The organism is Nocardioides sp. Root1257 (assembly GCF_001425175.1).
Lineage (GTDB): Bacteria > Actinomycetota > Actinomycetes > Propionibacteriales > Nocardioidaceae > Nocardioides.
In genome coordinates this window covers 160915-183015 of the sequence record NZ_LMDV01000010.1, presented here as the reverse complement: position 1 = coordinate 183015, position 22101 = coordinate 160915, and the positions used below count along the sequence as shown (strand labels likewise).

The window sequence follows — 22101 nt, the reverse complement described above, 5'->3', positions numbered from 1 at the left end:
GAGAAGGGGAGGACACCGCGTGCGCGCACGCCAACGCATCGAACGTGTCCTCGTGCGGGCAGGCAAGGCCACTCCGGCCGGTGTCCGCGGACCGCTCGGGCGGGCGACGCGCACCTTCCGGGGGCGCTGGGAGGGTCCGCGCGTCACCATCGTGGTCGCCGTCAGCGACAGCGAGACCCGCCGGGTCACCCCGTGCCTCAAGTCCATCCGCGGCCAGCAGCACCGCAACCTCGACGTCCTCGTCGTGCCGTACGGCGCGGCCGCGGGTGCCCTCGAGGGGGCCCGCGAGCAGGCGGCGGAGGACTGGCGGATCCGGATCGCGCCGCCCGCAGCCGACCTCGCGTCGGCCTGGAACTCCGGCGCCGCGCGGGCCCGCAACGGCTACGTCATGTTCGCGCGCGGTGGCGACGACCTCGCCACCAGCGCCATCGAGCGGCTGGTCACCGTGCTCGAGGAGACCGGCTCGGCGATGGCGGTCGGCCGGATCGAGCCGCCGCTCTCCCTCAACGCCTCGGTGGAGTCGCCCTTCGAGGCCGCCCACCTCACCGAGATCCGCGGCACCACGCTCGCGGCCTCGCCCGTCGCGATCACCGACCTGGGCGTCGGCAACCGGATGTTCCGTCGCTCCTTCTGGGTCGACTCCGGGCTCCGCTTCGACGCGGACGACGAGCAGGGCCTCGAGCTCGCGCTCGCGTCGTACGCCGCCGCGCCGTCCTTCGACCTGCTCCGCGACGCCGCCTACATCCCGAGCGGTCGGCGCGAGGGCGTCAGCGTCGGCGCGGTCCGCGACGTCCTCTCCGAGCTCGGGGACTGGCTCGACGAGCACGCCGCGACCCAGCGGTCGGTGGCCGCGCTGAACCTGCCGGACGTGCTGGACTGGTGGCTCTGGGGCACCCTCGACGCCGCGATCCAGCCGTTCCTCGGCGACGTCGAGCGTGCCTCCGCCGAGCAGTGGACCCGCCTGCGCGAGGTGGTCGACGAGCTCGTGGCGTCCGGCGGCGAGAGCGCCTGGGCGGCGCTGCGCGCGGACTCGCGGATCAAGCTCTGGCTGGTCCGGGAGGACAAGCGGCAGGAGCTCGAGGACTACGTCGGCGCCCGGCTCTTCGAGCGCTCGAACCGGCCGACCGAGGTCCGCGGCGGCGTCGTGCTCGCGCACCTGCCGTACTTCGAGGATCCGGCGGTCGGGGTGCCGCTGAGCTCCTACGAGATGCGCGAGGCCGAGACACCGCTCTGGGCGGTGCTCTACCGGATCGGGTGGGTCGCCCCGGAGCGGATCGAGCTGCGCGGCTTCGCCCGCATCGAGCACCTCGACCTCGGCGCCGACACCCAGGTGAGCGGCTGGCTGGTCGAGCACGGCACCGGCGAGCGCCTCGAGCTCGACGTGGAGCGCTACGCCGACCCGCGGGCCAACCTGTTCGAGGGCTCGCGCTACCAGGACTACGCCGAGGGCGCCTTCACCGCCACCGTCGACACCACGGCCCTCGCCGCGCGCGCGGCCGAGCGCGGTGGCGACACCGCCTGGTCCGTCGAGCTGGAGGTGCGCGCCCACGGCGTGACCCGGCGCGGCGCCGTCAGTGAGATCGACGACCGGGCCTCCGCGGCCATGGTCGAGACCGGACACCTCGGCGACCGACTGGTCGGCGGGGCGCGGATCGGCCTCCGCGGTCGGAGCGCCAGCCGGTTCCACCTGCTCGCGGCACCCGGCTCGTGGCCGCAGCTGGTCGAGGCGGACGTCGTCGGGACGACCGTGCGCGGCACCCTCGACCCGGGCAGCGACCAGCTGAGCGAGGTCCGAGCCGTCGACCAGGTCGGCGTGGTCGCCCGGGCCCGCTGCGTCGCGGCCGCCGGTGGACACACCTCCTTCGCGCTCGAGCTCTCCCGCCCCCGGCCGGCCGACCCGCCGCGCCGGCTGCGCCTGGTCGGCGTCACGACCTCCGGCGCGGAGGTCCGGGTCGCCTGGCCCGCCGCCGCCCCGCAGTGGCTCGCCGAGGGTGCGGGCCCGGTCGCCCTCAGCCGCTCCGAGACCGGCGACGTCGACGTGGTCGACGCCCTGGGCACCCTCGTGGTCGAGGACGTCGCGCTCACGAGCGGCGCCCTCGAGGTCACCGCGCGCTGGCTGGGTCCCACCCCCGCCCGGTACGACGTCCGGCTCGGCCGTCGCCGCGTGACCGTCGACGGTCAGGTCGCCGGCCCGGTCGCCGGGCAGGAGGGCGCGCTCCGGATCACGTTCCCGACCCGGTGGGACGAGTGGGGCCTGGGCGAGACCAGGCTGCCGGTCGGCAGCTACCGCTTCCGGGTCGAGTTCGGCCCCCAGGCGGCGCCGCACGAGGGCCGCGCCCTGGTCGGGGAGGCGCTCCTCGACCGGCTGCTCGACTTCCAGGTCGAGGACGGCTTCCGGATGCGTGCGTCCCGCAGCGGCCGCGAGGCCGGGGTGATCCTGCTGCCGCCGCTCACCGACGACGACCGCGGCCAGCTGGCGCAGGCCCGACTCCAGGAGTGGTACCAGGCCTGCGACCTGCCCCTCGACGACTCGGCCGTCTACCTCCAGGCCTACACCGGCAACACCGCGACCGACAGCCAGCTCGCGATCCACCACGAGCTCCGGCGTACCCACCCCGAGCTCACGATCCACTGGGGCGTGGTCGACGGCGCCTCCGTCGTGCCCGAGGGCGGTACGCCGGTGCTCATGCACTCCCGTGAGTGGTACCGGGTGATGGCGACCGCGCGCTACCTCTGCCTCAACATCGACCCCGACCGGTGGTTCGCGCTGCGCCCCGGCCAGCAGATGCTGCAGACCTTCCACGGCTACCCGGCGAAGTCCATGGGCATCCGGATGTGGGAGGGCAAGGGGTACACCGCGCGCCGGATCGACCTCGAGCTGAAGCGCACCTCCGGCGACTGGTCGATGATCCTGACGCCGGCCCCGGAGATGGACGAGCACTACCGCCGCGAGTACCGCTACGACGGCGTCATCCACCACGAGGGCTACCCCCGCGACGACGTCCTGGTCTCGCCCGACGCGGAGCGGATCCGCGAGGAGACCCGGGCCCGGCTCGGGATCGCGCCGGGCCAGCGTGCCGTCCTCTACGCGCCGACCTGGCGCGACGACCTGGCGACGAACTGGCGGCGTGCCGAGGCGGTCCTGCACCTCGACGTCGAGGCCGCCAGCCGCAAGCTCGGCAAGGACTACGTCCTGCTGATGCGCGGCCACCGGTTCCACGGCCGGAGCGCCACGCCCGAGGGCGACGCCCAGCTGGTCGACGTGACCCACTACCCGGAGATCAACGACCTGATCCTGGCCTCCGACGCCGCCGTGCTCGACTACTCGTCGCTGCGCTTCGACTTCGCGCTCACCGGCCGGCCGATGGTGTTCCTGGTGCCCGACCTGGCCACCTACACCGGCGGCGTCCGCGGCTTCCTCTACCCGTTCGAGGAGTCCGCCCCCGGTCCGCTGGTGGACACCCCGGACCAGGTCATCGCGCTGCTGCGCAACCTCGACGGCGTCCAGCAGGAGTACGCCGACGCCATGAAGACGTTCCACGACCGCTACAACTACCTGCAGGACGGCCGGTCGGCGCAGAAGGTGGTCAAGGCCTTCTTCGGCTGAGGCCGCAGCGTCGGTCCGGGAACCGACTGCGGGCGGTGCCCCGGGGGTAGTCCCTGACGGAATGGCCCTCGCGCGACCCCGGGATGGACCGTTCCGTCAGGGACTACCCCCGACGGCGGCCGCCGCTCACATCGGGGTTCTCGCCGTCGTCGGTCAGAGGTCGGCGACGGTGTCGCTCAACCGGAGCGACTCGAGCGGGTCGAGGCGGCGCAGGTCGATCACGTGCCCGGTGCCGCCGGAGACCAGCGCCTCCAGCGAGGCCTTGGCGACGGCCGTCGACTCGAGCAGCGAGCCGGCGGGCTCCTCGCCGAAGGCCTTGGTGCGCATCGGGGTGCCGGTCCGCTCCGGGTTGATGCAGTTGACCCGGACCTTGTCGGCCGCCCACTCGTCGGCGAGCGCCTGCGTCAGGTTGACCGTCGCCGCCTTCGCGGACGAGTAGAGGCTGTAGCCGCTGCGCCCCCGGGTGTAGGAGCTCGACGTGAAGAGCAGCAGGCAGCCCGAGGTCTCCCGCAGCAGGGAGTGGAACTCCTGTGCGATCAGGATCGGCGCGATGTAGTTGATGTCGGTCGCGGAGTAGATCGTCTCGTCCGACGCCTCCACCAGCGTGCCGCGCGGCAGCACGCCGGCCGTGTTGACCACGAAGTCGACCGAGCCGAAGCGCTCGACGGCGTCGCGCGCCGCGGCCGCGATGTCCTCGCGGCGCTGCACGTGGGTCTGCGTCGTCGAGCGGCTGTACGACGCCACGTTCGCGCCGTACGACGCGGCGAGCTCGGCGATGTCGTGGCCGATGCCGTAGCTGCCGCCGAAGACGACCATCGTCTTCCCGGCGAGCGCCGTGCGCATGGCGTCGTCGCTGCGCATCGCGGGCGCGTCGTTGCCGGTGAGCTGGAAGAGCTTGTCGGCCAGGTAGATGTCGATCGGCTCGGTGACCTTCATGTTGCGCTCGTCGCCGGGCACGACCCAGATCGGGACGTCGGGCAGGTAGCGCAGCACGACGGTGCAGTCGTCGGTGGCCTCGAAGTTCGGGTCCTCGCCGGCGTGCCGGTAGGCCTCGCGGATCGTCGAGAGCTTGAACGCCTGCGGGGTCTGGCCGCGGCGCAGGTTGGAGCGCGGGGGGATGTCGCGGATCGTGTTGTCCGGGCCGACCTCGATGATCGTGTCCGCGGACGGGATCGCGACGTCGACGGCGTCGTGCGTGTCGAGCGCGGCGAAGCAGTCGCTGATGATGCGCGCGCTGACCAGCGGGCGCACGGCGTCGTGCAGGAGGACCTTGCAGTCCTCGTCGCCGAGGGCGGCGAGCGCCGCGAGCGTGGTGTCGTTGCGGGTCCCGGCGCCCTCGAGGATCGCGGTGACCTTGCCGTAGCCGCCGTCACGGACCATCGCGTGCACCGCGTCGAGGTGCCCAGGAGCCATCATCACGATGATCTCGTCCACGTCCGCGTGCCGGTCGAGGATGGCGAGCGTGTGCTCCATGATCGAGTGCCCGGCGATCTTGATGAGCTGCTTGGGCACGTCGAGGCCGACCCGTACGCCGACGCCCCCTGCGAGCAGCACGGCTACGTTCTTCTGCGGTCCCGACACGTGTACTCCTCCTGGATGGCAACCGGCGTAGTTTCCCACAGCAGGTGCGGTCGGGCCGACTCGGCGGAGGCCCGTTAGTCTCGCCGCATGCGGGACACCGACGACCTCCGCGAGGTCATCCGCGCCGAGTTCGCGCGGCTCGACGCCGACCACACCGGGATGACCGACCGTCTGGAGGAGTACGCCGTCGGGGCGGCCGGCGGCTCGGACCCCGAGGCGGCGGCGCAGGTCGCCCTCGCGGTGGTCGAGGGCACGCACGCGGTCGTCGCGGCGCCGGCGCCGGCCCCCGAGGTCACGGTCGGTGAGCTGTCCGCCCGCCAGCTGGTCGCCGCGGCGCTGCGCCTCCGTCGTACGCCGCGGGCCGACGGATGAGCGAGGCACTGCCGGACGGCACCCGGCTGCTGCACATCGGGCCGCACAAGACCGGGACGACCAGCGTGCAGCGGGCCTTCTGGGACACCCGCGAGCTGCTGCCCGAGCACGGCGTGCACTGGGCCGGCGGGCTCGCCCACCCGATGAGCGCCGCGATGGCGGCGGCCGGCAACCAGCTCGCCACCGGCCAGCAGGGCTCCGGCGACGAGCGGTGGGCCGACCTGGCCGCCGAGGTGCGTGGCTCGACCGCCCGGATGACGGTCGTCAGCAGCGAGTTCTTCTCCGACGCCCCGGCGCCGCGGGTCACGCAGATCGTCGAGGCGCTCGGCGCCGAGCAGACCCGGGTCGTGATCACGCTGCGGCCGGTGACCCGGATCCTGGCCTCGCAGTGGCAGCAGTACATGCAGAACCAGCCGATGGTGAAGTACGTCGGCAACCCGGACTACGAGGGCTGGCTGGACCAGGTCCTCAACCACCCCGAGCAGCAGGACGTGACGCCGTCCTTCTGGCGCCGGCACCGCCACGACCGCCTCGTCGAGACCTGGGCCTCGGCGCTCGGGCCGGAGCGGCTGGTCGTCGTCGTGGTGGACGACGCGCGGCCGCGCGACATCCTGACGTCCTTCGAGCAGCTGACGGGCCTGCCGGTCGGTCTCCTCCAGCCTCGCGAGGCCTCCGCGAACCGCTCCCTGACCCTGCCCGAGGTCACCATGCTGCGGGCGTTCAACGCCGGTTGGACCGAGCGGGGCTGGTCCGCGGCCGACTACACCCGCTACGTCCGCTTCGGCGCGGTTCGGCACCTGATGACCCGCCGGCCCGAGCCGGACGAGCCGCCGATCCGGACACCCGCGTGGGCGGTCGAGCGCGCCAACGAGATCGGCGCGGAGATGATCGCCGCCATCGAGCGCACCGGGGTGCGGGTCGACGGCGACCTCTCCCTCCTCGCCTCGGCCGAGCCACGCTCCGTGGGGGACAACCCGGCCGTGGTCGAGGTGCCCGACGAGGTGGTCGCCCGGTTCGCGGCCGGCCTCGCCAAGGTCGTCGCCGAGACGCCCGGACGCCCGGCGCCGTCGGCCCGCAGGGCCGGACCGCTCGAGACCGGGGTCCGCGAGTTCCGGGCCCGGCGTACGCCGGCCGCGACGTCGGACCCTCGTCCGCTCGCGGGCGTGGGCCGGGTGCGACTGCTCCGTGCCGCGGCCGGTCGGGTCCGCCGCCGGGTCCGGCGTCAGCTCGCGGGGTAGCCGAGCTGCTCGAAGTCGGCGGCGTAGAACTCGTGCAGCCGCGCGACCACGTCGTCCGGCACGTCGACCGCCGAGCTCGGCAGCCCCTTCTTGCCGCTGCGCAGGCGGTGCGACAGCTCGGCGGTGAGGCCGAGGTCGAAGCGCGCGTTGAGGTCGCTGACCATCGCCTCGAGGCCGTCCTCGAGGCGGTAGGTCGCCGTGTTGGGGAGCAGGAAGTCCGTCTGCGGACGCAGGTGGTTGTCGAGAGCGTAGGGGTTCCGCTGGTAGCGGCCCATCACCTCGTCGGTCCACACGCGCACCCGCTCGGCGTCGCCGTGCTCCAGGTCGGGGTGGCGCATGGCGAACTCCGATCGGAAGCGAGCGAGCGGGTCACGCACGATGGCCGCGGAGAGCTGGAACCGGCCGAGCGCGAAGAGCTCGGAGAGCATCGCCGCGTGGAGGTGCTGGGGCGAGCAGCGGTAGTAGCGGAAGAGGTCGGGCTCGGTCTTGCGGGTGCCGCGGAAGTGCATCTGCCAGCCCGAGTCGGTGAAGAGCCGCTCGATCGACGACCCGCCGGTCTTCGGGACGTGGATGAAGAGGACGGCGCGGTCGTCCTTGATCATCACCGGCACCGCTCGCACTCCTCTGCCTCGGGGGTCCGTGCGGACCACGGCCGGAACACTACCGGTGCCGGCTGTGCTGTGACCTACCCCACGGGACGACCCCGTTCCTGCACGGTTCGCCGCGGCGTACGCTCGAGGAGTCAGCATCGCTAGTCCGGTACCCCACCCGGCTCGCCCCCTCGGGAGCGAGTGGTCGGAGGGACTGGAACGAAAGGTTCGACAATGACGCTCCACTCCCGGGAGACCGGGCTGCGGGTGGGGGTCGTCGGCGCGGGTCGCGTCGGCGCCGTCCTGGCTGCTGCCCTGCGCGCCGCCGGCCACGAGATCGTGGCCGCCGCCGGCGAGTCCGACGCGTCGCGCGGCCGCATCGCGGACCTGCTGCCCGGCGTGCCGACGCTCAAGCCGACAGCGGTCGCCCGCGCCTGCGACCTGCTGCTGCTGACCGTCCCCGACGACATGCTCGGCAACGTCGTCACCACCCTCAGCGACGCCGGCGCGATCCGGCCCGGGCAGTACGTCGTGCACACCTCCGGCCGGCACGGCCTCGACGTGCTGGCTCCGGCCGCGGCGCTCGGCGCGCGCGTGGTCGCGATGCACCCGGCGATGACCTTCACGGGCACCGCGCTCGACCTCGACCGGCTCGCTGGCTGCGTCTTCGGGCTCACCGCCGGACCGGCCGAGCGTCCCGTCGCCGAGTCCCTCGTCCACGACCTCGGTGGCCGCCCGATGTGGGTGCCCGAGGAGATGCGCACGCTCTACCACGCGGGCCTCGCCCACGGCGCCAACCACCTGGTCACCCTGGTGACCCAGGCGATGGAGATGCTGGCCGCGGCCGGCGCCGACGACCCGGCCGGCACCCTCCGGCCGCTGCTCACCGCGGCCCTCGACAACGCGCTCGAGCAGGGCGATGCCGCGCTGACCGGGCCGATCGTGCGCGGCGACGTCAACACCGTCAAGGCGCACCTCGCCGACATCACGGCCAACGCGCCGCAGACCCTGGCGTCGTACGTCGTGCTGGCGCGCAACACGCTCGACCGGGCCGTGACCGACGGGCGGGTGCTGCCGATCCGGGCCGCCGCGATCCTGCGGGTGCTCGACGCGGCCGAGCGCGAGGCGCCGTCGCACGTCCACCGTCGATGAGCGCGACCCCCGTCGTCGCCACGACCCGTGACCAGCTCGCGGCGCTGCTCGCCGCCTCCCGGACCGCCGGCCGACCGGTCGGGCTGGTGCCGACCATGGGTGCCCTCCACGACGGCCACGCCAGCCTGATGGAGACGGCGCGCGAGCGCGTCGCCGGCGCGGGGCAGGGCGGTCCGCTCGTCGTCTCGATCTTCGTGAACCCGCTCCAGTTCGGTGCGGGGGAGGACCTCGACCGCTACCCGCGCACCTTCGACGACGACCTCAAGGTCTGCGAGCGCGAGGGCGTCGACATCGTGTTCGCCCCGAGCGTCGACGAGGTCTACCCCGGCGGTGAGCCGCAGGTGCAGCTGAAGCCGGGACCGCTCGGCAAGGTGCTCGAGGGCAAGACCCGGCCGGGCCACTTCCGCGGTGTGCTCACGGTCGTCGCGAAGCTCTTCGGACTGGTCCGGCCCGACGTCGCGGTGTTCGGGCAGAAGGACTACCAGCAGCTCGCGCTGATCCGCCGGATGGTGCTCGACCTCAACATGCCGGTCGAGGTCGTCGGCGCCGAGACCGTGCGCGAGCACGACGGCCTCGCGCTCTCCAGCCGCAACCGCTACCTCGACGACGAGCAGCGCGGGCAGGCCACGGCGCTGAGCCGCACCCTGCGGGCCGCCCAGGAGGTGGCTCACTACGGGGCCGACGTCGCCCTCGACGCGGCGCGGGCCGAGCTCCGCGCCTCCGACGGCGTCGACCTCGACTACCTGGTGATCACGGACCCTGCCCTCGGCGCCCTGCCCGCCGTCGTACCCCCGGGCACCGAGGCGCGCATCCTGATCGCCGCCCGCGTCGGCACCACCCGTCTGATCGACAACATGCCGCTCGTCCTCGGGACCCCGGTGGCGTCGCGAGAAGGAGAGTCCTGATGCTGCGCACGATGATGAAGAGCAAGATCCACCGGGCCACCGTCACCCAGGCGGACCTGCACTACGTGGGCTCCGTGACCGTCGACGAGGACATGCTCGACGCGGCGGACCTGCTGTCCGGCGAGCTGGTGCACATCGTCGACATCACCAACGGCGCCCGGCTCGAGACCTACACGATCGCGGGTGAGCGCGGCTCCGGTGTGATCGGCATCAACGGCGCCGCGGCCCGGCTGGTGCACCCCGGTGACCTCGTCATCCTGATCGCCTACGGCCAGATGGAGACGGCCGAGGCGCAGGAGTTCCAGCCGCACGTCGTCTTCGTGGACGCCGACAACCGGATCCTGGCGACCGGCTTCGACCCGGCCGAGGCGCCCGAGGGCTCGGGCCTGTTGCGCGGCGACCAGGTCGCCCACCGTTAGATTGCGCAGATGCCCTCCGCTCCCGTACGCCGCGTCCCCGGGCGCCTGCTCGCCCCCGAACCCGGGTGGACCACCACGGCCGACGTCGTCGTCGTGGGGTCCGGCATCGCGGGCCTGACGGCCGCGCTGCGACTGCGCCACGAGGTGGGCAAGGTCCTGGTCGTCACCAAGGACGTGCTGGCGGCCGGCTCCACCCAGTGGGCACAGGGCGGCATCGCCGCGGCCCTCGGCCCCGGGGACACCCCCCACGAGCACGAGGTCGACACCTTGGTCGCGGGTGCCGGCGCGTGCGACCGGGCCGCGGTCGAGGTGCTGGTCACCGAGGGGCCCGACGCCGTACGCGAGCTGATCGCCCTCGGCACCAACTTCGACCACGACCCCGACGGCGAGCTGTCGCTGACCCGCGAGGGCGGCCACCACCGCGACCGGATCGCGCACGCGGGCGGCGACGCCACCGGTGCCGAGATCCAGCGCGCGCTGATCGCGGCCATCGAGCAGGCGCCGGAGATCGAGGTCATCGAGCACGCACTGGCCGTCGACCTGCTGCTCGCCGAGGACGGCGGGGTCGCGGGACTCACCCTCCACGTGATGGGCGAGGGCCAGCGAGACGGCGTCGGCGCGGTGCTCTGCCGTGCGGTCGTGCTCGCCAGCGGCGGCCTCGGGCAGGTGTTCGCGCAGACCACCAACCCCGCGGTGTCGACCGGGGACGGGATGGCCGTCGCGCTGCGCGCCGGTGCGGTGCTGCGCGACCTCGAGTTCGTGCAGTTCCACCCGACCGTGATGTACCTCGGTCCCGAGTCCCGCGGCCAGCAGCCGCTGATCTCCGAGGCCGTGCGCGGCGAGGGCGCGTTCCTCGTCGACTGGGACGGCGAGCGCTTCATGCAGGGCGTCCACGAGCTGGCCGACCTCGCGCCCCGCGACGTGGTCGCCAAGGCGATCATGCGGCGGATGCTCGACACCGACCACCCGCACATGTGGCTGGACGCGCGCCACCTCGGGGCGGAGTTCTGGGAGCGCCGCTTCCCGACCATCCTCGCCACCTGTCGCAGCCACGGCGTCGACCCGGTGACCGACCTGATCCCGGTGGCGCCCGCGTGCCACTACGCCTCCGGCGGCGTGCGCACCGACCTGTGGGGTCGCAGCAACGTGCCCGGCCTCTACGCCACCGGCGAGGTCGCCTGCTCCGGCGTCCACGGCGCCAACCGGCTGGCCTCCAACTCGCTGCTCGAGGGGCTCGTCTTCTCCCGGCGGATCGCCACCGTGCTGCCGGCCGAGCTGCGCCCGCTGCTGCCGCCGGTCGCCGACCCACGCACCCCCGGCCTGGTGCCCGGCGTCGTACGCCGCGAGCTGCAGGAGGTGATGACCTCCCACGTCGGCGTGCTGCGCAGCGCCGAGGGGCTCGCCGACGCGGGCGGGCTGCTCGACAAGCTCGCGACCGCCGGTGCCGACGCGATCGACCAGGAGTCCTGGGAGACCACCAACCTGGTGACGATCAGCCTGGCGCTCGCCGACGCCGCGACCCTCCGCGAGGAGACCCGCGGCTCGCACTGGCGCGAGGACTTCCCCGAGCGCGACGACGCCGGGTTCGCGGGGCACTTCGACGTGGTGATGACCGACGGCGCGAGCACGCTCGCGTTCGTCCCCGAGGCCGCCTCGGACGGCGACCTGTGACGCCGTACGACGACGAGCTCGCCGCCGCCGGGCTCGACCCGGCCGCGGTGCTGGCCCAGGTGCGCGCGGCGCTCGCCGAGGACCTGCCGGCCGGCGACGTCACCTCCGAGGCGACGATCTCCGCGGACGCCCTCGGGACCGGTGTCTTCGCCGCCCGGGAGCCCGGCGTGGTCGCCGGTCTGGGTGTCGCGGCGCTGGTGTTCCACGAGGTCATGGGCGACACCGTGACGGTCTCCGACCGGGTGCCCGACGGGACCCGCGTCGCTACCGGCGACGTCGTGATGCGGGTGGCCGGCCCGACCCGTGGCCTGCTCACCGCTGAGCGCACCGCGCTCAACTACGCGAGCCACCTCTCCGGGGTCGCCACGGCCACGTCGCACTGGGTCGACGCCCTGGAGGGCACCCGCGCCCGGGTGCTCGACACCCGCAAGACGCTGCCGACCTACCGCGCCCTCCAGAAGTACGCCGTCCGCTGCGGCGGGGGCGTCAACCACCGGTTCAGCCTCAGCGACCGGGCGATGGTCAAGGACAACCACGTGGTCGCCGCCGGTGGCGTCGTGCCGGCGTACGAGGCGGTGCGTGCGGCCCACCCCGACCTCCGCGTCGAGGTCGAGGTCACCGACCTCGACCAGCTCCGCGAGCTCCTCGCGGTCGGCTGCACCGAGATCCTGCTCGACAACATGGACTCGCCGACGATGGCCGAGGCGGTGCGCCTCACGGCCGGCCGGGCGACGCTGGAGGCCTCCGGCGGGCTGACGATCGAGCGGGCGCGCGAGGTCGCCGAGACCGGGGTCGACTTCATCTCCGTCGGCGCCCTCACCCACTCCGTCAAGGTCTTCGACCTCGGCCTCGATCTCTCCGAGGGCTGAGCGGTGGTCCTGCTCGCCGCCGACATCGGCAACAGCCACACGGTGCTGGGGCTGGTCGGCGAGGGGCAGGTGAGCGCCGACTGGCGGGTGGCCACGGACGAGCGCCGTACCTCCGACGAGTGGGCGGTGCTGCTGCGCGGTCTGCTCGGCCCGGCGCTCGACGAGGTCGACGGCATCGCGGTCTGCGCGACGGTGCCGGCCGTGCTGCACGAGTGGCGCGACATGCTCGTGCGGCACTTCCCCGACGTCACCCGCGTCGTGGTGGAGCCAGGCGTGCGGACCGGCGTCCCGATCCTGATGGACAACCCGCGCGAGGTCGGCACCGACCGGATCATCAACGCCCTCGCGGCCGTGCACGAGTACGGCGGCCCGGCGATCGTCGTCGACTTCGGGGGCACCGCGACGACCTTCGACGTCGTCAGCGGCCAGGGGCAGTACGTCGGCGGGGCGATCACGCCCGGCATCGAGATCTCGCTCGAGGCGCTCGGCCGGCGCGGCGCCCAGCTGCGCAAGGTCGAGCTGGCCCGGCCGCGATCGGTGATCGCGAAGAACACCGTCGAGGCGCTCCAGTCCGGGATGGTCTTCGGCGTGGCCAGCCAGGTGGAGGGCATCGTCGACCGGATGATCGTCGAGCTCGGGGTCGCTGCCGACGACGTCACGGTCGTCGCGACCGGCTACCTGGCGCCGCTGGTGCTCGACGAGTGCCGGTGCTTCACCGACCACGACCCGTGGCTGACGTTGCGCGGCCTCGAGATCGTGTATTCGCGCAACGCCTGACGCCGACTTTATCCGCGTAATTCCATTCCTATTGGCGGCGGTTATGCGCGCCGAATAGACATTCCTTGATCGCGAATGCCAATATCGTCAAGATATTCGTACGGGGGACAAATCGGAGGGCATTTCATGGCGCAGAAGATCCACATTGTTCTCGAGGACGACCTCGATGGCAGCGAGGCCACCCAGACCGTGTCGTTCGGTCTCGACGGCACGTCGTACGAGATCGACCTGAACGACAAGAACGCCGGCAAGCTGCGCGACGCCCTCGCGGCGTACATCGGGCACGGCCGCAAGGTCGGTGCCTCTCCGCGCCGCGGCGCCCGCAAGGCCGCAGCCGCCGCCGGCGGCCCCAGCGCCAAGGAGATCCGCGACTGGGCGCGCAGCAACGGCTTCGAGGTCCCCGACCGGGGCCGGGTCTCCGCGGAGGTCCGCTCGGCGTACGACGCCGCCAACTGACTGCTCACTGACCGGCCGAGTCGGCGCTGTCCCTCCCTGAACCGGGGTGGGACAGCGCCGACTCGGCGTTCAGCGGCCGGTGACGAGGAACTGGAAGTCGTTGTCGACCGACGCGAAGCTGCCGTTGTAGATGTAGACGTCGAACACCTGACCGGACGCGAACTGGTTCGTGACGGCCAGTCGCACGTTGGCGGCGCCCGTCGGCGGAACGTTGCCGCCGGCCTCGTCCACCTCGGGGGTCACTGCCGGCACCAGGCTGAACCCGCTCAGCAGCGAGGTGTTGAGCGTGACGTGGTACTGCCCCGTCCCGAGCTTGGTGACCGAGGCGACATTGAAGTTCGTGTCCAAGGTGCCGCTCGCCGTGACCCGGCCCCACGCGACGACCGCGTTGTCGCGGTAGCGGGTGCCGATCGGCACGGTCTTGCCGTTCCCGGCGTCGTTGGCGATCACCATGCCGTTCGCCGCCCGGACCGCGAACTGGTTGTCGGCCGTCGAGGTGAAGTTCGCGTTCGTGCTGTCGGCCCACACGAACGAGCCCGTGTTGGTCGCCTGGGCCCGACGGCCGACCGCGAGGCTGAAGGCGCCCGCCGTGCTGCCGGTGCCGCCCGCCGCACTGAAGTCGCCCGGCACGACGCCGGGCAGCAGCTGGGCCGCCTGGGCCGTCACGGCGGACTGGGCGGTCTGTGCCGACACGGCCGCGGGTGCCACCGCCGAGCCGGCGAAGGTGTCGGTCGTGACCGAGCCGGCGGCCAGGTCGGTGCCGCCGACGGACCGGTCCTTGAGGTCGGCGCCGGTGAGCGAGCCGTCCTTGACGTCGGCGCCGATCAGCGACGAGTTCTTGATCTGCTTGGTCGTGACGGTCGACTTCTTGATGCTCGCTCCGTTGATCTTCTGGGCGGCCCACGCGGGCCCGCCCATCGCGATGAAGAGAGCGAGCAACGCGATCACGAGCGCGAGGTGGTGCGAGGTGCGTTTCAGCATGGCGGATCCCCTGCCCCAGTGACGGGCTCTGGGCGATCCCGCCGGTCCTCGCAACGTAGGCGGCCTGCCGGCTCCGACGCCTGACGCAAACGGGCTAGCCGACGGGCTACACCGCTCTGGCCCGGTCGGGCCTGGCGCGGCCCGGTCTGGACGTGTTCGCTCTCAGCGGACTGCATTGGCGCTGCCGGGGGAACGCGTAGGCTGTCAGCGGGGTTGGTTCTCTCGTACCTCCCCTCCGCGCCGGCGGGGGAGGGCCCCACGAAGCTTCAGGAGCGATGCGCATGTTCGAGCGGTTCACAGACCGAGCCCGGCGAGTTGTCGTGCTGGCCCAAGAAGAGGCCCGCATGCTCTCCCACAACTACATCGGCACCGAGCACATCCTGCTCGGTCTCATCCACGAGGGCGAGGGCGTCGCTGCCAAGGCGCTCGAGAGCCTCGACATCTCGTTGGAAGCCGTCCGCGCCCAGGTCGAGGAGATCATCGGCCAGGGTCAGCAGGCGCCGAGCGGCCACATCCCCTTCACGCCGCGCGCCAAGAAGGTGCTCGAGCTGTCCCTGCGCGAGGCGCTGCAGCTCGGCCACTCCTACATCGGCACGGAGCACATCCTGCTCGGCCTGATCCGCGAGGGCGAGGGTGTCGCCGCCCAGGTCCTGCAGAAGCTCGGCGCCGACCTCAACCGGGTCCGCCAGCAGGTCATCCAGCTGCTCTCGGGCTTCCAGGGCAAGGAGGCGTCCGGTGCGGGCGCCGCGCCCGGCGGCTCGACCAGCGACGCCCCGTCGTCCTCGCTCGTGCTCGACCAGTTCGGCCGCAACCTGACCCAGGACGCCCGCGAGGGCAAGCTGGACCCGGTCATCGGCCGCGAGCAGGAGATCGAGCGGGTCATGCAGATCCTCTCGCGCCGTACGAAGAACAACCCGGTCCTGATCGGTGAGCCCGGCGTCGGCAAGACGACGATCGTCGAGGGCCTGGCCCAGGACATCGTCAAGGGCAACGTCCCGGAGACGCTCAAGGACAAGCAGATCTACACGCTCGACCTGGGCGCCCTGGTGGCCGGCTCGCGCTACCGCGGTGACTTCGAGGAGCGCCTCAAGAAGGTGCTCAAGGAGATCCGCACCCGTGGCGACATCGTGCTGTTCATCGACGAGATCCACACCCTCGTCGGTGCCGGCGCGGCCGAGGGTGCGATCGACGCCGCGAGCATCCTGAAGCCGATGCTGGCCCGCGGCGAGCTGCAGACGATCGGTGCGACGACCCTCGACGAGTACCGCAAGTACCTCGAGAAGGACGCCGCGCTCGAGCGCCGCTTCCAGCCGATCCAGGTCGCGGAGCCGTCGATCGCCCATACGATCGAGATGCTCAAGGGCCTGCGCGACCGCTACGAGGCGCACCACCGGGTGACCATCACCGACGAGGCGCTGGTCTCGGCCGCGACGCTGGCCGACCGCTACATCTCCGACCGGTTCCTGCCGGACAAGGCGATCGACCTGATCGACGAGGCCGGCTCGCGGCTGCGGATCCGCCGGATGACGGCGCCCGCCGACCTGCGCGAGTACGACGACAAGATCGGCGAGGTCCGCCAGCGCAAGGAGGCCGCGATCGACGGCCAGGACTTCGAGGCCGCCGCTCGTCTGCGCGACGAGGAGAAGCAGCTCATCCTGAAGAAGTCCGAGCGCGAGAAGCAGTGGCGCGCGGGCGACATGGACGAGGTCGCGGAGGTCGACGAGGAGCTGATCGCCGAGGTCCTCGCGGTCGCGACCGGCATCCCGATCGTGAAGCTCTCCGAGGAGGAGTCGACCCGGCTGCTCAACATGGAGGACGAGCTGCACAAGCGCGTCATCGGGCAGGACGAGGCCGTCAAGGCGATCTCCCGCGCGATCCGGCGTACCCGTGCCGGCATGAAGGACCCGAAGCGCCCCGGCGGCTCGTTCATCTTCGCCGGTCCGTCCGGTGTCGGTAAGACCTGGCTGTCCAAGACACTCGCCGAGTTCCTGTTCGGCGACGAGGACTCCCTGATCCAGCTCGACATGTCGGAGTTCGGCGAGAAGCACACGGTCTCGCGGCTCTTCGGCTCGCCTCCGGGCTACGTCGGCTACGAGGAGGGCGGCCAGCTCACCGAGAAGGTGCGGCGCAAGCCGTTCTCGGTCGTGCTCTTCGACGAGGTCGAGAAGGCGCACCCGGACATCTTCAACAGCCTGCTGCAGATCCTCGAGGAGGGTCGCCTGACCGACTCGCAGGGCCGGGTGGTCGACTTCAAGAACACCGTCATCATCATGACGACCAACCTCGGCACCCGGGACATCTCGAAGGGCGTCAACCTCGGCTTCCAGCAGGGCAGCGACGCCGGTTCGTACGACCGGATGAAGGCCAAGGTGTCGGAGGAGCTCAAGCAGCACTTCAAGCCCGAGTTCCTCAACCGTGTCGACGAGATCATCGTGTTCCCGCCGCTGACGCAGGAGCAGATCGTCCACATGGTCGACAACATGGTCGCCTCGGTCGAGCTGCGGATGCGCGACCGCGACATGCGCATCGAGCTGACGCAGGCCGCGAAGAACCTGCTCGCCGAGCGGGGCTTCGACCCGGTCCTGGGTGCCCGGCCGCTGCGCCGCACGATCCAGCGCGAGATCGAGGACGTGCTCGCCGAGAAGATGCTCTTCGGCGAGGTCGGCCCCGGCCAGATCGTGCTGGTGGGCGTCGAGGGCGAGGGCCCGACCGCGACGTTCACGTTCGTCGGTCAGAAGGTCGGCGCACTGCCCGACCTGCCCCCGTTCGAGACCGCCGAGGTCGCGGCGTCCGACGTTCCTCCGCTGGAGGGCCCGGACGACTCCGAGAGCGGCACGGACCTGCCCCGCGAGATCTGAGCCGACCCGGCGCCAGTCTCCAGTCGACCCGGCGCTGGTCTTCACCCCACAGGTGAAGACCAGCGCCGGTTCGGCATTCAGGGCAGTGCGTAGGTGTCCGGGCCGGACTCGACGACCAAGCGGTCCTCGATGAGGCCGGCGAGGCAGCGCAGTCGCTGCGGCTCGTCCGCCCACGCCGCGTCCAGGCGCGAGCGGTGCACGGGGCCGTCGCTGTCGCGCAGCACGGCGAGCAGCCGACCGCGGCACTGACGGTCGGTGCCCGCCCAGGTCTGCACCTTGCGCGGCGGCCCGTCGTACGCCGGGTGCCCGGCCGCACGCCAGGCGCACCGGTCGGCCACCGGGCAGTCGCCGCACCGCGGGTTGCTCGCGGTGCACACCAGCGCTCCGAGCTCCATCACGGCGACCGACCAGGTCGCGGCGGTCGCCGGGTCGACGGGCAGCACCTCGGCGGCGGCGTCGCGCTCGGCGCGGGTCACCGACGCCGCCGGGAACTCGACGCCCTGGAGCGTGCGCGCCAGCACCCGGCGGACGTTGGTGTCGAGCACGACGTGGCGCCGGCCGTAGGCGAAGGTCGCGATCGCGGCGGCGGTGTAGTCGCCGATCCCGGGCAGTGCGCGCAGGTCGTCGTACGACGACGGCACCTCGTTGCCGTGCTGCTCGGCGACGACGGTCGCCGCGGCGTGCAGGCGCAACGCGCGTCGTGGGTAGCCGAGCCGCCCCCACGCCCGGACGGCCTCGCCGGTGCTCTCGGCCGCCAGGTCGGCGGGGCTGGGCCAGCGCTGCAGCCAGGCCTCGTGGACCGGGAGCACCCGGGCGACCGGCGTCTGCTGGAGCATGAACTCCGAGACCATGACCGACCAGGCCGAGGCGTCCGGGCCGCGCCAGGGCAGCTCGCGCGCGTGGTCGTCGTACCAACGCAGGACCGGCTCGATCAGAGTGCTCATCTCCCGCCCATTGTGCCGGTGTGGCACCACCGCGTGCCGTGGGGGACTGACTAGCGTGAGTTCATGCCTGCCACGACCCGCGGACCGCTGCCGGCCCGGGTCTACTGGGTGCGTCGGATCATGGTGCTCGGCACCGCGCTGCTCCTGGTCTTCGCGATCGCGCGACTGCTCGGCAACGGCAGCGACGCCTCGTCGAGCGGTGACGGCGCCGCCCGTCTCTCCGCGGACTCGGCCTCCTCGTCGACGCCGAGCGACGACCTGACGATCACCCTCTCGACCTCGCCGAGCCCGACCAAGAAGGTCCGGCCCGGCAAGGCGGCGACGACCAGTGAGGCGCCCGTGCTCGCGGAGCCGGAGGGCACCTGCCTCGGCTCGGACATCGCGGTGACGCCGAAGGTCCAGCACGCCGTCGCCGGTCGCGACGTGCTGGTCGTGCTCCAGCTGCGGACCATCAGCACGCCGGCCTGCAACTGGCGCGTCTCCCCGGAGGCGCTCGCGGTCTCCATCACCTCCGGCAAGGACCCGATCTGGAACAGCCGGTCCTGCCACCGGGCCATCCCGCGACGCGACGTCGTGGTGCGCCCGGACGTGACCACCAACGTCGGGATCACCTGGAAGCAGGCCAAGCGCTCCGACGCGGACTGCTCGTCGCGCACGGACTGGGCGTCGCCGGGCTGGTACCACGTCACCGCTGCCGCACTCGGCGGCGAACCGTCGGACCTGCAGTTCGAGCTGACCCGGCCGACGGCCGCGACCATCACCGTGACCGCGACGCCGAAGCAGTCGCCGACGCCGTCGAACAAGCCCAGCGGCAAGCCGAGCGGGAAGCCCAGCGGCAAGCCCAGCGGCAAGCCCAGCGGGTCGCCTTCGGCGCCCGTCGACTAGAGACCGCTTCTCGGCCCACCGGGTCTCGACACGCGGGTCGCGGCTTCGTTCCTCAGCCGCGCCGCTTGCTCGACCACCATCGACGGGTCCGCTGACGCGTCCCCGTCAGACGTAACGCTCGAGGATCGTCGACTCGGCCAGGCGCGAGAGGCCCTCGCGCACGCTGCGGGCCCGCAGCTCGCCGACGCCGTCGACGGCCTGGAGGTCGTCGATGCCGGCGGAGAGGAGCTTCTGCAGGGTGCCGAAGTGGTCGACCAGGCGGTCCACGACGGTGCTGGGCAGCCGCGGCACCTTGGCGAGCAGCCGGTAGCCGCGCGGCGCCACGGCGCCGTCGAGGTGCTCGCCGGTGCCGAGCCCGAGGGCGCGGGCGGCCGCCGCGGGGTCGACCAGCTCGATGGAGGAGAGCGACTCGAGGCGGGCGAGCACCGACTCCGGGGTGCGGGAGCGGCGACCGACGGGCAGGTAGTCGCGGATCACGAGCTCGCGCTCGATGTCGACGCCGGTGATGAGCTCCTCGAGCTGGAGCGAGAGCAGGCGGCCGTCGGTGCCGAGCTCGAGGACGTAGTCCTCGATCTCGCGGGCGATCCGGGTGACCATCTCGAGCCGCTGCGCGACGACGGCGACGTCGCGGACGGTGACCAGGTCCTCGATCTCCAGCGCCGACAGGGTGCTGGACACCTCGTCGAGGCGCAGCTTGTAGCGCTCCAGGGTCGCGAGCGCCTGGTTGGCCCGCGAGAGGATCTGGCCGACGTCCTCGAGCACGTGGCGGGTCTCCCCGACGTACGCCGCGATGATCTGCATCGACTGCGACACGGAGATGACCGGGAAGCCGGTCTGGCGGGCGACCCGGTCGGCGGTGCGGTGCCGGGTGCCGGTCTCCTCGGACGGGATCGTGTGGTCGGGCATCAGGTGCACGGCGGCGCGCAGGATGCGGGTCACGTCCTTGTCGACGATGATCGCGCCGTCCATCTTCGCCAGCTCGCGCAGCCCGGTGGCCGTGAACGGCACGTCGAGCATGAAGCCGCCGGTGGCGATCGACTCCACGACCTTGTCCTGGCCGAGCACGATCAGGGCGCCGGTGCGACCTCGCAGGATCCGCTCGAGGCCGTCGCGCAGCGGCGTGCCGGGCGCGATCGTGGCGAGTGTGGCGCGCAGGCGCAGCTGCTCGTCCGAGCGGTCGATGGCCACCGCGACGTCCTCCCGTGGGTGAAGCCGGGGCATCCGTCGGCCCCCGCGGCGGTCAGTCTAGGGCGTGCAGGCGGTCCGGAAGGTCACAGAACGCTCACGACGTCGCGTCCTGACTGGACCTGTCACATCGCGTCACACCCCGCCACGCCCCGTCACACCGGGCGGGGGCCACTCGGACCGCGCTCGGCCGCGAGGTTGACGAGCCGGAGGGCGCCACGGACGTCGGGCACGTCGACGACCCGCATCCCGTCGACGGTCCAGGACTCGGGGGAGCGTGGTCCGCCCTGGCCGGGCTCGGAGGGCACGACGGCGAGCTGGAACCCCAGCCGGGCCGCCTCGGCCAGGCGCTGCGGCAGGTCACGCACCCGGCGCAGCTCGCCGGCCAGGCCGATCTCGCCCATCGCGACCATCCCGCGCGGCGCGGCCACGCCCTCGCTGGCCGAGGCGAGGGCGACCGCCACGGCGAGGTCGCTCGCCGGCTCCATCACCTTGGCGCCGCCGACCGTCGATGCGAAGACGTCCATCGTCTGCAGACGGATCCGGCAGTGCTGGTGGAGCACCGCCATCACCATGGCGACCCGCGAGGAGTCGAGGCCGGACGTCGTACGCCGGGGGCGCTCCGCCGCGCTGTGGGTCACCAGGGCCTGCACCTCGGCGAGCAGCGGCCGACGACCCTCCATCGTGACCGCCACGCAGGTGCCCGGCACCTGGCTGTGGTGGTTCTCGACGAAGAGGCCCGTCGGGTCGGTGACGGCGCTGATGCCGTCCGCGCCGAGGTCGAAGCAGCCGACCTCGTCGATCGGGCCGAACCGGTTCTTCATCGCCCGGACCATCCGGAAGCGGGAGTTGCGGTCGCCCTCGAAGTTGAGCACGACGTCGACGAGGTGCTCGAGGACGCGGGGCCCGGCGATGGAGCCGTCCTTGGTCACGTGACCGACCAGGACCGTGGTGATGTTGCGGGTCTTGGCGACCCGGATCAGGGCCGCCGCCACCTCCTTGACCTGGGTGACGCCGCCGGGCACGCCCTCGATGCCGGACGCGCCGATCGTCTGCACCGAGTCGACGACCAGCAGGGTCGGGCGCACCTGCTCGATGTGCGTGAGCACCGCGCCGAGGTCGGTCTCCGCAGCGAGGAAGAGCTCGTCGTGCACCCCACCCGTCCGGTCGGCGCGCAGCCGCACCTGGGAGGCGGACTCCTCGCCGGTGACGTAGAGCGTGCGGCGCTGGTAGCGCGCGGTCTGGGCGGCCACCTCGAGCAGCAGCGTGCTCTTGCCGACGCCCGGCTCGCCGGCGAGCAGGATCGCCGCGCCCGGCACCAGGCCGCCGCCGAGCACCCGGTCGAGCTCGGGGACGCCGCTGGTCCGGAAGGCCGACTCGGTCACCGAGACCTGGCCGATCGGGACGGCCGGGGTGGTCACCGGGGCGGCGGAGGTGCGGCCGGTCGTGACCGTGGCCGCCTCGGCCACCGAGCCCCAGGCCTGGCACTCTCCGCACCGCCCGACCCACTTGCCGGTCTCCCATCCGCACTCGGAGCAGCGGTAGGCGGGCCTGGCGGTCTTGGGCATGCGCACACGGTAGGTGTCGGCGCCGACACCCGACGTACGGCGC

Annotated in this window: 18 protein-coding genes; 12 read left to right on the top strand and 6 right to left on the bottom strand. The window is 72.6% G+C overall.

The annotated features are described in order from the left end of the window. The first annotated feature begins 52 nt into the window (after window positions 1-52). Entirely contained in the window at window positions 53-3607 is a 3555-nt protein-coding gene (locus ASC77_RS19830; RefSeq protein WP_056156956.1) for a CDP-glycerol glycerophosphotransferase family protein, read from the top strand. Window positions 3608-3760: 153 nt separating this feature from the next. Here ASC77_RS19830 and ASC77_RS19825 read toward each other — a convergent pair whose 3' ends face one another. Next, on the bottom strand, window positions 3761-5188 hold the full coding sequence (locus tag ASC77_RS19825) for a bifunctional cytidylyltransferase/SDR family oxidoreductase (RefSeq protein WP_056156954.1): 1428 nt from the start codon (window positions 5186-5188) through the stop codon (window positions 3761-3763). 87 nt (window positions 5189-5275) lie between these two features. Between ASC77_RS19825 and ASC77_RS19820 the strand changes: the two genes are divergently transcribed. Further along, window positions 5276-5560 (top strand): hypothetical protein, encoded by a 285-nt coding sequence (locus tag ASC77_RS19820; protein WP_056156952.1) that lies wholly within the window; start codon window positions 5276-5278, stop codon window positions 5558-5560. Beyond that, complete coding sequence (locus ASC77_RS19815) at window positions 5557-6798, top strand: hypothetical protein (RefSeq protein WP_056156950.1); 1242 nt, start codon at window positions 5557-5559, stop codon at window positions 6796-6798. Before ASC77_RS19820 ends, ASC77_RS19815 begins: the two co-directional genes overlap by 4 nt. Here the strand turns inward: ASC77_RS19815 and ASC77_RS19810 are convergent. Beyond that, complete coding sequence (locus ASC77_RS19810) at window positions 6783-7400, bottom strand: sulfotransferase family 2 domain-containing protein (RefSeq protein WP_235547844.1); 618 nt, start codon at window positions 7398-7400, stop codon at window positions 6783-6785. The two genes, ASC77_RS19815 and ASC77_RS19810, sit on opposite strands and share 16 nt — an antisense overlap. Window positions 7401-7622: 222 nt before the next feature. Between ASC77_RS19810 and ASC77_RS19805 the strand changes: the two genes are divergently transcribed. From ASC77_RS19805 to ASC77_RS19775, 7 genes are all read left to right on the top strand, one after another. Next, a complete protein-coding gene (locus ASC77_RS19805) occupies window positions 7623-8540 on the top strand; it encodes a Rossmann-like and DUF2520 domain-containing protein (RefSeq protein ID WP_056156946.1) in 918 nt (305 codons plus the stop codon). Then, window positions 8537-9445 carry a pantoate--beta-alanine ligase gene (gene panC, locus ASC77_RS19800; RefSeq protein ID WP_056156945.1) on the top strand — a complete coding sequence of 303 codons (909 nt, stop codon included), beginning with the start codon at window positions 8537-8539 and terminating at the stop codon, window positions 9443-9445. Before ASC77_RS19805 ends, panC begins: the two co-directional genes overlap by 4 nt. Then, the gene (panD, locus tag ASC77_RS19795) at window positions 9445-9864 is read left to right on the top strand and encodes an aspartate 1-decarboxylase (RefSeq protein WP_056156943.1); all 420 of its coding nucleotides are present in this window, start codon (window positions 9445-9447) and stop codon (window positions 9862-9864) included. Before panC ends, panD begins: the two co-directional genes overlap by 1 nt. A gap of 9 nt (window positions 9865-9873) precedes the next feature. Next, window positions 9874-11535 carry an L-aspartate oxidase gene (locus ASC77_RS19790; protein WP_056156942.1) on the top strand — a complete coding sequence of 554 codons (1662 nt, stop codon included), beginning with the start codon at window positions 9874-9876 and terminating at the stop codon, window positions 11533-11535. Beyond that, window positions 11532-12404 carry a carboxylating nicotinate-nucleotide diphosphorylase gene (gene nadC, locus ASC77_RS19785; protein WP_056156940.1) on the top strand — a complete coding sequence of 291 codons (873 nt, stop codon included), beginning with the start codon at window positions 11532-11534 and terminating at the stop codon, window positions 12402-12404. The genes ASC77_RS19790 and nadC overlap by 4 nt, the downstream gene beginning before the upstream one ends. Before the next feature lie 3 nt (window positions 12405-12407). Next, window positions 12408-13181 (top strand): type III pantothenate kinase, encoded by a 774-nt coding sequence (locus tag ASC77_RS19780; protein WP_056156938.1) that lies wholly within the window; start codon window positions 12408-12410, stop codon window positions 13179-13181. Between the two features lie 126 nt (window positions 13182-13307). After that, window positions 13308-13637 carry a histone-like nucleoid-structuring protein Lsr2 gene (locus tag ASC77_RS19775; RefSeq protein WP_056156937.1) on the top strand — a complete coding sequence of 110 codons (330 nt, stop codon included), beginning with the start codon at window positions 13308-13310 and terminating at the stop codon, window positions 13635-13637. A gap of 69 nt (window positions 13638-13706) precedes the next feature. Here the strand turns inward: ASC77_RS19775 and ASC77_RS19770 are convergent, their stop codons facing one another. Next, window positions 13707-14618, bottom strand: a complete 912-nt coding sequence (locus ASC77_RS19770; RefSeq protein ID WP_056156934.1) for a hypothetical protein — start codon at window positions 14616-14618, stop codon at window positions 13707-13709. Window positions 14619-14899: 281 nt separating this feature from the next. Here ASC77_RS19770 and ASC77_RS19765 point away from each other — a divergent pair, with 281 nt between their 5' ends. After that, complete coding sequence (locus ASC77_RS19765; protein ID WP_056157250.1) at window positions 14900-17476, top strand: ATP-dependent Clp protease ATP-binding subunit; 2577 nt, start codon at window positions 14900-14902, stop codon at window positions 17474-17476. Window positions 17477-17553: 77 nt separating this feature from the next. Here the strand turns inward: ASC77_RS19765 and ASC77_RS19760 are convergent, their stop codons facing one another. After that, complete coding sequence (locus ASC77_RS19760; RefSeq protein WP_056156932.1) at window positions 17554-18420, bottom strand: A/G-specific adenine glycosylase; 867 nt, start codon at window positions 18418-18420, stop codon at window positions 17554-17556. 63 nt (window positions 18421-18483) lie between these two features. Here ASC77_RS19760 and ASC77_RS19755 point away from each other — a divergent pair, with 63 nt between their 5' ends. Beyond that, on the top strand, window positions 18484-19305 hold the full coding sequence (locus tag ASC77_RS19755) for a hypothetical protein (RefSeq protein ID WP_056156930.1): 822 nt from the start codon (window positions 18484-18486) through the stop codon (window positions 19303-19305). Between the two features lie 105 nt (window positions 19306-19410). Here the strand turns inward: ASC77_RS19755 and disA are convergent, their stop codons facing one another. Continuing rightward, the gene (gene disA / locus ASC77_RS19750) at window positions 19411-20493 is read right to left on the bottom strand and encodes a DNA integrity scanning diadenylate cyclase DisA (protein WP_200945061.1); all 1083 of its coding nucleotides are present in this window, start codon (window positions 20491-20493) and stop codon (window positions 19411-19413) included. 152 nt (window positions 20494-20645) lie between these two features. Next, complete coding sequence (gene radA / locus ASC77_RS19745) at window positions 20646-22058, bottom strand: DNA repair protein RadA (RefSeq protein WP_056156928.1); 1413 nt, start codon at window positions 22056-22058, stop codon at window positions 20646-20648. Window positions 22059-22101 lie beyond the last annotated feature (43 nt).

What these genes read in the sequence shown, in the direction of transcription:
- ASC77_RS19815 (WP_056156950.1), top strand. Translation starts at nt 5,557, where the DNA reads ATGAGCGAGGCACTGCCGGACGGCACCCGGCTGCTGCACATCGGGCCG.
- ASC77_RS19810 (WP_235547844.1), bottom strand. Translation starts at nt 7,400, where the DNA reads ATGATCAAGGACGACCGCGCCGTCCTCTTCATCCACGTCCCGAAGACC.
- ASC77_RS19790 (WP_056156942.1), top strand. Translation starts at nt 9,874, where the DNA reads ATGCCCTCCGCTCCCGTACGCCGCGTCCCCGGGCGCCTGCTCGCCCCC.
- ASC77_RS19770 (WP_056156934.1), bottom strand. Translation starts at nt 14,618, where the DNA reads ATGCTGAAACGCACCTCGCACCACCTCGCGCTCGTGATCGCGTTGCTC.
- ASC77_RS19805 (WP_056156946.1), top strand. Translation starts at nt 7,623, where the DNA reads ATGACGCTCCACTCCCGGGAGACCGGGCTGCGGGTGGGGGTCGTCGGC.
- ASC77_RS19760 (WP_056156932.1), bottom strand. Translation starts at nt 18,420, where the DNA reads ATGAGCACTCTGATCGAGCCGGTCCTGCGTTGGTACGACGACCACGCG.
- ASC77_RS19755 (WP_056156930.1), top strand. Translation starts at nt 18,484, where the DNA reads ATGCCTGCCACGACCCGCGGACCGCTGCCGGCCCGGGTCTACTGGGTG.
- ASC77_RS19765 (WP_056157250.1), top strand. Translation starts at nt 14,900, where the DNA reads ATGTTCGAGCGGTTCACAGACCGAGCCCGGCGAGTTGTCGTGCTGGCC.
- ASC77_RS19775 (WP_056156937.1), top strand. Translation starts at nt 13,308, where the DNA reads ATGGCGCAGAAGATCCACATTGTTCTCGAGGACGACCTCGATGGCAGC.
- panD (WP_056156943.1), top strand. Translation starts at nt 9,445, where the DNA reads ATGCTGCGCACGATGATGAAGAGCAAGATCCACCGGGCCACCGTCACC.
- ASC77_RS19820 (WP_056156952.1), top strand. Translation starts at nt 5,276, where the DNA reads ATGCGGGACACCGACGACCTCCGCGAGGTCATCCGCGCCGAGTTCGCG.
- panC (WP_056156945.1), top strand. Translation starts at nt 8,537, where the DNA reads ATGAGCGCGACCCCCGTCGTCGCCACGACCCGTGACCAGCTCGCGGCG.
- radA (WP_056156928.1), bottom strand. Translation starts at nt 22,058, where the DNA reads ATGCCCAAGACCGCCAGGCCCGCCTACCGCTGCTCCGAGTGCGGATGG.